Source organism: Sphingomonas sp. (assembly GCF_013812825.1).
Lineage (GTDB): Bacteria > Pseudomonadota > Alphaproteobacteria > Sphingomonadales > Sphingomonadaceae > Sphingomicrobium.
The window spans coordinates 1-9003 of record NZ_JACCSU010000043.1; the positions used below are offsets into that span (position 1 = coordinate 1).

A 9003-nucleotide genomic window follows, 5' to 3' on the forward strand; every position below is an offset into this window, starting at 1 on the left:
GATGCCGCCACCCCCGGCCCCGCCGCCGCCAGTTGCGCCAGTCGGCGGAGGCTTTGCGTTCTCGCCGCTGCTGCTTGCTCTCGCCGGAATCGCCGCTGCGGTCCTCGCCGTCACCCTGCTGCGCAAGGACGACGACGAGAAGAGCCCGGACTGATAAGGCCGGTCTCGGCTTCGCCGGACCAGGAGATGGCCGCACTCGCTGCGGCCATTTTCTTATCTGCGGACCGCCCGGACCAACGACGCAGCAGCTGAAAAAAGAAATGGCCGCACTCGCTGCGGCCATTTTCTTGTCGGCGATCGAGTCCATTTCGGATCAGACGACCAGCGGCTCATAAAGAAATGGCCGCAGAAGCTGCGGCCATTCCTCAATAGACTGTCGGGAAGAACGCTTAGCCGCGCTCCCCGCCCGACGCCTGGACCGGGTTGGTCGACAGCGGAGTCCAGCGCGACGCCACCTGGCAACTGCTCACCAAGGTGACCTGCTGGCCGGCACGGAACGCCGCATTGTAGGGCCAGCATTCGCGGCCGGTTCCGGTCTGCAGGCACAATTGCCCGCCGGCGGCCGTCCAATTGCCCTGCACGACATTGCCGGCAGGAGTGATGACGCGAGCGGCTCCGCCCGGATCGAAATAGACTGTGTTCACGACGCCGTTCGTCTCGACCTGGACCGATTGCCCGACGAGTTCGGACCCCGGTGTCCATTGCGAATAGGCGGCCGTTAGCGGCGCACCGAGGAGAACAGCTCCATAAAACAGACTTGCAACAACGCCTTTCCTCATACTTTCCTCCTCATGCGAGCAGCCAAACCACGGTGATAAATAGCACTAGAGCGAGACTCAAGCCATAACCGTTCGTCCACGCTAAGGTTGCATTCGCCCGCGATCAAGCCGGGACCTGTGTTTCGAGGGCAACAATGACATCTGAACGCGCGCCCGTCGTCGTCCTGGTGCGGCCGCAGCTCGGCCAGAACATCGGCAAGGCGGCGCGGGCGATGCTCAACTTCGGTTTGACCGAGCTCCGGCTGGTCCGGCCGCGGGACGGCTGGCCGAACCCGGAGGCGGGGCCGGCGGCAAGCGGCGCCGACATCGTCCTCGAAAAAGCGCGGGTCTTCGCCACCGCCGCCGAAGCCGTCGCGGACTGCTCGACCGTCTACGCATCGACGGTGCGCCGACGTGACCTGGTGATGCCGGTGCTTTCGCCTGAGGAAATGGCGGACGCCATCGCCGCTTCGCCCGGCCGCTCGGCGATGCTGTTCGGACCCGAGCGCGCCGGTCTCGAAACCGACGAGGTGGCGCTTGCCAATGCCATCGTCACCGTCCCGATCAACCCCGACTTCGCCTCGCTCAACCTGGCGCAGGCCGTGATCCTGCTCGCCTACGAATGGTCGCGGAAGAGCGCGCTCGCCCAGCCTCCGGCCAAGGATCTCGAGCCGCCGGCACCGCACGGCGAGCTCGAGGCGCTGGTCGGCCAGCTCGAAGCGGCGCTCGAAGCGAAGGGTTACTACCACCCGCCCGAGCGGACCCGGGCGACGAAGAACACCATTCGATCGATCTTCACCAAGACTGGCTGGTCGTCGCGCGAAGTGAAGGCCGTGCGCGGCCTCATCCGGGCGCTCGCGCAGCCCGCGCGGTCCCGCGGTTAGCCTCGCGCAGCCCGCGCGCCCGCGCGGTTAGCAAGGTCGCTCGCGGCACTCCGCTAATCGATTGAAACGCACGCGCCGTCGGCGCATGATCCCAACGGCTTGGTTTTGCAAAGGAAAAGGCCATGTTCGAGCTGCTTATCCTCGCCCTTGCCGCCGCCGGGCCAGACGATGGGATCCGTCTCGGCCTCGATCCGCGCCCAGGCGTCACTCCCGGCGAAAACCGCACCTTGTCGCAGCCTCACCCCAACGCGACGGCCCGGATGTTTCCCGACATGGCCATCAAGGGCCTGAGGATCGACGGCGATACGCTTTACGTGCTGGTCGCCAACCAGGGCAGAACCCGGGCCCGAGGGCCGATCCGGGTCATTGCCACCGCCGAGTCGAACGGTGCCACGGCCGAGTCGGCCCCTGCCCGCATCGGCCCCTTGGCGGCGGGGCATAACCGATGGGTGCCGCTTCGCGATTTCGCGGTGAAATCGGCCACGGCCGGGCGTTCGCTGGTGTTCGCGCTCGAGGACGCGCGCGTCGTTTCGGCCACCGTCAGGCTGTCGCCGGCGATCTCCGCAGCGGTCGACCGCACCGGCCGGGCCTGCCTTCCGAGCCGCGGTTGTCTGCTCGAGCTCGACGAGACCAACAACAGCCTCCGCGCCGAGGGCAGAACGGTCCCCCGCGGCCGTCCGTAAGCGGGCCGAAAACTTGACCTTGCAGGGGCGCTCCGCTAGGCGCGCCGCTCGCAATTGGCCCCGCACTCCCGGTGAAGCGGTGGCCCTGCCGACATCCCTGTCCAGGCAGCGCGGCCCCGGGAACGTAGTCGAACGCAATTGAAGGAAGCCTCATGTCAAAGCGCTCAAGCGCCAAGTACAAGCTCGACCGCCGGATGGGCGAGAACGTCTTCGGGCGCCCGAAAAGCCCGGTCAACCGCCGCGAATATGGGCCCGGCCAGCATGGCCAGCGCCGCAAGGGCAAGCTCAGCGATTACGGGATCCAGCTGCGCGCCAAGCAGAAGCTCAAGGGCTATTACGGCGATATTACCGAAAAGCAGTTCAAGCAGACCTACCAGCAGGCGAGCCGGATGAAGGGCGACGCGTCGCAGAATTTGATCGGCTTGCTCGAGCGCCGGCTCGACATGGTCGTCTACCGGGCCAAGTTCGCGCCGACCATCTGGGCGGCTCGCCAGCTGGTCAGCCACGGCCACATCCGGGTCAACGGGGAGAAGTGCAACATCGCCTCGCGCCGGGTGAACGTCGGCGACGTCATCGAGCTCGGCCCCAAGGCGCAGGAGATGGCGCTGACGATCGAGGCGCAGAGCCTCGCCGAGCGCGACGTGCCCGATTATGTCGTTCCGGAAGGCACCGCGAAGGTCACCTACTCCCGCGTCCCGAAGCTCGACGAAGTGCCCTATCCGGTGCGGATGGAGCCCAATCTGGTCATCGAGTTCTACTCGCGCTGACATCGTCCCGGCGCAGGCCGGGATCTCGGCTCAACAAGGGCGGCCTTCGCGGGCCGCCCTTTTTGTCAGCGGCCGATGGTCCGTTGCAGCAGATCGCCGATCCGGGTCAGCATCTGCGCCCGCGCGCCGGCATCCTCGAGCTGGTGGTCGAGGCCGTCAAACAGCAACAGCTCGCTCTGCTTGCCGGCGCCGCGAAGCGCATCATGCATCTTCTGCGAATGCCAGACCCGGACGTTGGCATCCTTCGATCCGTGGACAAGCAGCACCGGGGCGGCGATCGCCGAAGCGCGGCGCAACGGTGAGCCCTCGGCGACATGAGGCCCCGAGCCGATCTCCCTGTTGACAAGATTGGCGATCGTGAAGTTGCGGTAATCCTGCTTGAGCAAGGCGAGGTCGGTGACCGGCGCGACCGCGACAACGGCCTTGTAGAGGGCCGGCTCGGTCACCGCCGACTGCAACGCCGCATAGCCGCCATACGACCAGCCGACGATCGCCAGCCGGTTCGGGTCGCCCATACCCTGTGAGGCGAGCCAGCGCGCCGTCGCATTGATGTCGCCGATCGACGTCCGCCAGCTCTTGAAGCCGTTTTCCTTGAGCCACGCGTCGCCGAAGCCGGCCGAGCCGCGAAATTGCGGCTGCAGCACCGCAAAGCCGCGCGCGGCGAGAAATTGCGCGAGCCAGTCGAAGCCCCACTCGTCGCGCGCGCTCGGACCGCCATGCGGCAGCACGACCGCCGGCAGCCCCTTGGCCTCGCGCCCCGGCGGCAGCGTCAGATAGGCGGGAATCAGGACTCCATCAGGCGCCGGAATCGTCACCGGCTTGACGGAGGCCAGGGTCCGCCCCTGGAGCTCGGGCCGGGCGAGCATCGCCTCGGTGAGGGTCTTCTTGTCTCGGTCGAACAGATAATAGCGGCCCGGGTCGACGTCGCTGGCGGCGATCACCAGCAGCTTGCGACCATCCCTGCTCGCGTCGACGAACCTCACCAGCGGCAGGCGCGGAAGCGCCTTCGCCAGCGACGCCGAAAGCGCCTTGAACTCGGGGTCGAAATAGACGGTCTGGCGCTTGTCCTCGGCATAGGTGTAGCCGATCACTTTCTGGCCGTCGCCGATGCGCACCACGTCGTCGATGTCGACCCGCGGATTTTCGGCGACGAGGCGGGTCGCCATACTTCCGTCGAGCTTGATCGAATGCAGCGCGTAGCGGCCGTTCCTCTTCTTGAGCGCGTAAAGCGAATCGAGGTCGGCATCGATCGCCAGCGGAACGAACTCGTCGTCCTTGCTGTCGATCAGCGGTTTCCAATCGCGCGATCCCGCGGTCCGGAAGAAATAGTCCATTTCACCGGTCAGCATGCCGCTGTGCCGGGCGCCGGTGATCGACATCAGCCGGACGTTGCCGCGGCCATCGGTCAGATAGCCCGCCGCCTCGCGAGGGGTCTCGACCGTGGTGCCGCGCAGGCTACTGACGTCGACCTTGTCGACTCCCCAGCCGCTCTTGGTGCGCACGACCCGCGACTGGATCTTGCCTTCCTCGGGAACATAGAGGCGATCCATCAGAACCGCGCCTTCGGTCCCGCCGAGCCAGTCGATGACGTTGCCGTCGTCCTGCCGGAGGCTGCCGTCGTAGGGGCTTTCCGCCTGGCCGAGCAGCTTGGGATTGCCGCCCCCGTTGACGTCGAGCGCGACCATTCGCCGGAAACCGAGCAGCTCGCCCATGCTCTTGCTTTCGACCAGCCCGCCGAATTGGCAGACCGCGCGCCGGGCCGAGGCGAAATTGCACCAATAGAGCGACTCAGGGTCGCCGTCTGTGGCGACCACCGTGCTGAACTTGCCGGCCGACAGGTCGCCGACGACCGCGATGGTTTTGCGCCCTGGGCCCGGCGTCAGGTAGAGAACGCTCGACCCGTCCGCCGACAGATCCGCGGAACCGACCGATTCCCGCGCCCCGAACGCCGCGGCATCGGCCGCCAGGCTGGCCGGGGCTTGAGCCTGGGCCGCAAAACACCACAGCGCGGCAATGCCCGCGCCTGACAACAGCTTGTACACGCTACGAAAACTCCCCTTGACACCCGGCACCCGGAATTTCGCACAACCTGGCCGCAAAGCAAGAGGCTTCTTGGCGCGATCGGGTCCGGCTGTTACCGGCCGCGGCAATGACCCGGCCGCCTCTACCCGAATGGGCGCCGCACGAGGCGGTGTGGATCGGCTTTCCGAGCGACCCGGAGCTGTGGCTGGCCGATCTGAAGGCGGCCGAACGCGAGGTCGCGGAGTTCGCCGCGGCGGTCCACGCCGGCGGCGAGGGCGAGCAGGTGTTGCTGGTCGCGGCGCACGAGGATTCGGCGGCCGTCGCTCGCGAGCTCGCGCCGTTCGCCGAGGTGATCGTCGAGCCGTTCGGGGACATCTGGCTGCGCGACACGGCGCCGATCGTCTGCGGCTCGGGGAAGCAGCGCCGCGCCGCCGGCTTCGGCTTCAACGGCTGGGGCGGCAAGTACGAGCTTCCCGGCGACGAGGACATCGGCGAGCGGCTCGCCGCGGCCGCCGGCCTGCCCTTCTCGAAGGCCGACTGGGTGCTCGAGGGCGGCGCGATCGACCACGACGGCAGCGGCACCGTGCTGACCACCGAGCAATGCCTGCTCAACCCCAACCGCAACCCGGGCCTGCTGCGCGAGGACATCGAGCAGCGCCTTGCCCGCGATCTCGGCTTCGAGCGTGTCGTCTGGCTCGGGTCGGGCCTGCTGGGCGACCATACCGACGGCCACATCGACAATATCGCGCGGTTCGTCGCGCCGGGCCGTGTAGCGATCCCGACCCCGGCGAAAGACGATCCAAATGAGGCGGTTTACCGCGATGCCGCCAAGCGGCTGCGCGAGGCGAAGCTTGACCTCGTTACCTTGCCTTCCCCGGGGCGGCTGGAGAATGCGGAAGGCGACATCATCCCGGCGAGCTACATGAACTTCTACATCGGCAACGCGGCCGTGGTCGTGCCGCAGTACGGGGTCGCCAACGATTCGGCCGCGGTGACGGTCGTCCAGGCGCTGTTCCCCGACCGCAAGGCCGTCGGCCTTCGAGCCGACCATGTCCTGACCGGGGGCGGCAGCTTCCATTGCATCAGCCAGCAGATTCCGCGCTAAAGGCGCTGCCATGAGCAAGCTCACCGTCGCCGCTCTGCAGCTCGCCTTCGGCGAAGACACCGGTGCCAATATCCGCGCCGTCGCCGAGCTGGTGCGCGAGGCGCATGGCCGCGGCGCTCAGGTCGTCCTCCCGCCCGAATTGTTCGAAGGGCCCTATTTCTGCCGAACCCAGGACGAGGCGCTGTTCGCCGGCGCGAGGCCGGCCGCCGAGCACCCGTCGGTGCTCGCGATGCAGGAGCTGGCGGCCGAGCTGCAGATCTGGATCCCGACGAGCTTTTTCGAACTCGACGGCCCGCACCATTACAACAGCCTGGCGATGGTCGGCCCGGACGGGAAGATCGCGGGCATCTACCGCAAGAGCCACATCCCCGACGGGCCGGGCTACGAGGAGAAATTCTACTTCCGGCCCGGCAACACCGGCTTCAAGGTCTGGAGCGGTGTGGGCCCGGACAAGGGCGCGACGCTCGGCGTCGGCGTGTGCTGGGACCAGTGGTACCCGGAGACCGCCCGGGCGATGGTGCTGATGGGCGCCGAAGTGCTGTTCTACCCGACCGCCATCGGCTCGGAGCCGCACGACCCCGACCTCGACACCAGCCGGCTGTGGCGCCGGGCGATGATCGGCCACGCGGTGTCGAACGTCGTCCCGATCGTCGCCGCCAACCGCACCGGCACCGAATGCGGGCAGCGCTTCTACGGCCACAGCTTCATCTGCGACGAGCGCGGCGACATTCTTGCGGAATGCGGAGCGGAGGATTCTGGCGTAATCGTCGCAGAGCTCGACCTCACGGCGGCGAAAAAGCACCGTGCAGCCTTCGGATTTTTCAGGGACCGCCGGCCGGAGCTTTATGGCAGGCTTGTCGAAGATCGGTGATTTTTGTCGGGGAGACGCACAATGACATCACTGCAGATCGGGCATTTCGGGCTCCGGACCAAGGATGTCGACCGGGCGGTTGAGTGGTACGGACGCGCGTTCGGGGCCGACGTCCGGTTCCGCAACGAGTTCGCCGCCTTCATGAGCTTCGACGACGAGCACCACCGCTTCGTCATTTGGGACGATGGCGAAACCGAAGACAGACCGGCCGCCGCGGGGGGAGTCGATCACATCGGCTTCATGTGCCGCGATCCAGGGGACCTGGCCGAACATTATGAGCGGCTGAAGAATTTGGGGATCGAGCCGACTTCGGCCGTCAATCACCACTTCACCTCGTCGCTTTACTACCGCGACCCGGACGGCAACGAGGTCGAGATCAGCTGCGACAATCTGCCGACCAAGCAGGCCGCCGCGGACTTCATGAAATCCGACGCAATGGCCGAGGCGATGGTGCCGCCATTCTTTGGCGCCGAGTTCAATCCTGACGAGCTGGTCAGGCTGCGTCGTTCGAACGCCCCCACCGAGCAACTGGCGCGCATCGGGCTTTAAGCGCGGAGGGCCAGCGCCCGCTCGAACACGCTTTCGAACATCGCCGCGTCGAGCCTTCGCGTGTTCTGGTTGTAGCGCGAGCAATGGTAGCTCGACAGCAGCACTCGCCCGTCGGGCGCCTGGTGCTCGGCGCCGTGGCCAAATCGGGTCGATGACGGCGGCAGGCCGATCGCCCGCGCCGCGGCGACGTGGGCGATCTGGCCGAGCGCGACGAGCACCCGCGCTTTCGGAAGCGCGATCAGCGAGGCTTCGAGATAATTGCGGCAGGTGGCGATTTCCTGGGGCAAGGGCTTGTTGGCCGGCGGCAGGCATTTGACCGCGTTCAAGATCACCGCTCCGGTCAGGCGCAGCCCGTCGGCCGGGTCGGCGCGATATTCTCCCTCGGCAAGGCCGAACTTGAGCAGGGTCGAGTAGAGCAGTTCGCCGGCAAAATCGCCGGTGAACGGGCGGCCGGTGCGGTTGGCGCCGTGCTTACCGGGCGCCAGGCCGACGATTCCCAGCCACGCGTCGGGGTCGCCGAACGCCGGCACCGGCGCGTTCCACCAGTCGGGGTGCTCGGCCCGGAATTCGTGGCGGAAGGCGACCAGCCGCGGGCACAAAGGGCAGTCGCGCGGTGCTTCGGCGAGCGGGATCGGCGAGCGGTCGGCGGGGCTGGAGAAATTGCTCACGGCTCCACTTATCGTTCGTCCTGAGCGAAGTCGAAGGGCGTTCTTTTTCTCCCAAGCTGCGGCTAACGCCCTTCGACTACGCGCTTCGCGCTGCGCTCAGGACGAACGAATTTGGGCAAGGCTTCTCACCTCTACGCGATCGGCATCGGCTCCAACCGCCGCCACGGCCGCTTCGGCCGGCCGGGAGCGGTGGTCGAGGCGGCGATCGCACGGCTCGACCAGGACTTCGGCCTGTTCAACGCTTCGCCGATCGTCCTCAACCCTGCGCACGGCGGCGCCGGCCGCGAGTTCGCCAACGCGCTCGCGCTCGTCGAGAGCAAGCTCGAGCCCTCCGAGATGCTCGGCGCGCTCAAGGCCCTCGAGCGCGAATTCGGCCGGCGCGGCGGCCGGCGCTGGGGCAGCCGCGTGCTCGACCTCGACATCATCCTGTGGAGCGGCGGCAAGTGGCGCACGCGCGGCCTCACAATTCCCCACCCGGCGCTCGAGACGCGCAGCTTCGTGCTCGGGCCACTGGCCGCGGTCGCTCCAAACTGGCCGGTCCGCGGCGGACTCGCCGCCCGCCACCTCGCCCACCGCCTTGCCCGCCGACGCGCACGGCGGTAACGCACCCCTCGCCCCGGACATCATCCGCTGCAGTGGGCCCTTAGCTCAGTCGGTAGAGCAACTGACTTTTAATCAGTAGGTCGCTGGTTCGAA

General features: G+C 67.3%; 10 protein-coding genes. 7 read left to right on the forward strand and 3 right to left on the reverse strand.

Annotated features, from left to right (window positions below; genetic code table 11):
• Nucleotides 1-389: 389 nt before the first annotated feature.
• Nucleotides 390-644: a hypothetical protein gene (locus H0T81_RS05610; RefSeq protein WP_294010740.1), complete on the reverse strand. Its 255-nt coding sequence runs from the start codon at nucleotides 642-644 to the stop codon at nucleotides 390-392.
• 269 nt (nucleotides 645-913) lie between these two features.
• Here H0T81_RS05610 and H0T81_RS05615 point away from each other — a divergent pair, with 269 nt between their 5' ends.
• The 3 genes from H0T81_RS05615 (at nucleotide 914) to rpsD (ending at nucleotide 3092) form a co-directional block, all read left to right on the forward strand.
• Nucleotides 914-1642, forward strand: coding sequence for an RNA methyltransferase (locus H0T81_RS05615; protein WP_294010743.1), 729 nt, complete (start codon nucleotides 914-916; stop codon nucleotides 1640-1642).
• 122 nt (nucleotides 1643-1764) lie between these two features.
• On the forward strand, nucleotides 1765-2325 hold the full coding sequence (locus H0T81_RS05620; RefSeq protein WP_294010746.1) for a hypothetical protein: 561 nt from the start codon (nucleotides 1765-1767) through the stop codon (nucleotides 2323-2325).
• Between the two features lie 152 nt (nucleotides 2326-2477).
• A complete protein-coding gene (gene rpsD, locus H0T81_RS05625) occupies nucleotides 2478-3092 on the forward strand; it encodes a 30S ribosomal protein S4 (RefSeq protein ID WP_294010749.1) in 615 nt (204 codons plus the stop codon).
• Nucleotides 3093-3157: 65 nt separating this feature from the next.
• Here the strand turns inward: rpsD and H0T81_RS05630 are convergent, their stop codons facing one another.
• On the reverse strand, nucleotides 3158-5134 hold the full coding sequence (locus H0T81_RS05630; RefSeq protein ID WP_294010752.1) for a S9 family peptidase: 1977 nt from the start codon (nucleotides 5132-5134) through the stop codon (nucleotides 3158-3160).
• 107 nt (nucleotides 5135-5241) lie between these two features.
• Between H0T81_RS05630 and H0T81_RS05635 the strand changes: the two genes are divergently transcribed.
• The 3 genes from H0T81_RS05635 to H0T81_RS05645 are packed head-to-tail and all read left to right on the forward strand — an operon-like array spanning nucleotide 5242 to nucleotide 7639.
• Nucleotides 5242-6219, forward strand: coding sequence for an agmatine deiminase family protein (locus H0T81_RS05635; RefSeq protein ID WP_294010755.1), 978 nt, complete (start codon nucleotides 5242-5244; stop codon nucleotides 6217-6219).
• Nucleotides 6220-6229: 10 nt separating this feature from the next.
• Nucleotides 6230-7090, forward strand: a complete 861-nt coding sequence (gene aguB, locus H0T81_RS05640; protein ID WP_294010757.1) for an N-carbamoylputrescine amidase — start codon at nucleotides 6230-6232, stop codon at nucleotides 7088-7090.
• Nucleotides 7091-7111: 21 nt separating this feature from the next.
• Nucleotides 7112-7639, forward strand: a complete 528-nt coding sequence (locus H0T81_RS05645) for a VOC family protein (RefSeq protein ID WP_294010759.1) — start codon at nucleotides 7112-7114, stop codon at nucleotides 7637-7639.
• Here H0T81_RS05645 and H0T81_RS05650 read toward each other — a convergent pair.
• Entirely contained in the window at nucleotides 7636-8307 is a 672-nt protein-coding gene (locus tag H0T81_RS05650) for a uracil-DNA glycosylase (protein WP_294010762.1), read from the reverse strand. The genes H0T81_RS05645 and H0T81_RS05650 overlap by 4 nt on opposite strands.
• A 111-nt stretch (nucleotides 8308-8418) precedes the next feature.
• Between H0T81_RS05650 and folK the strand changes: the two genes are divergently transcribed.
• Nucleotides 8419-8910, forward strand: coding sequence for a 2-amino-4-hydroxy-6-hydroxymethyldihydropteridine diphosphokinase (gene folK / locus H0T81_RS05655; RefSeq protein WP_294010765.1), 492 nt, complete (start codon nucleotides 8419-8421; stop codon nucleotides 8908-8910).
• The last annotated feature ends 93 nt before the right edge of the window (nucleotides 8911-9003 follow it).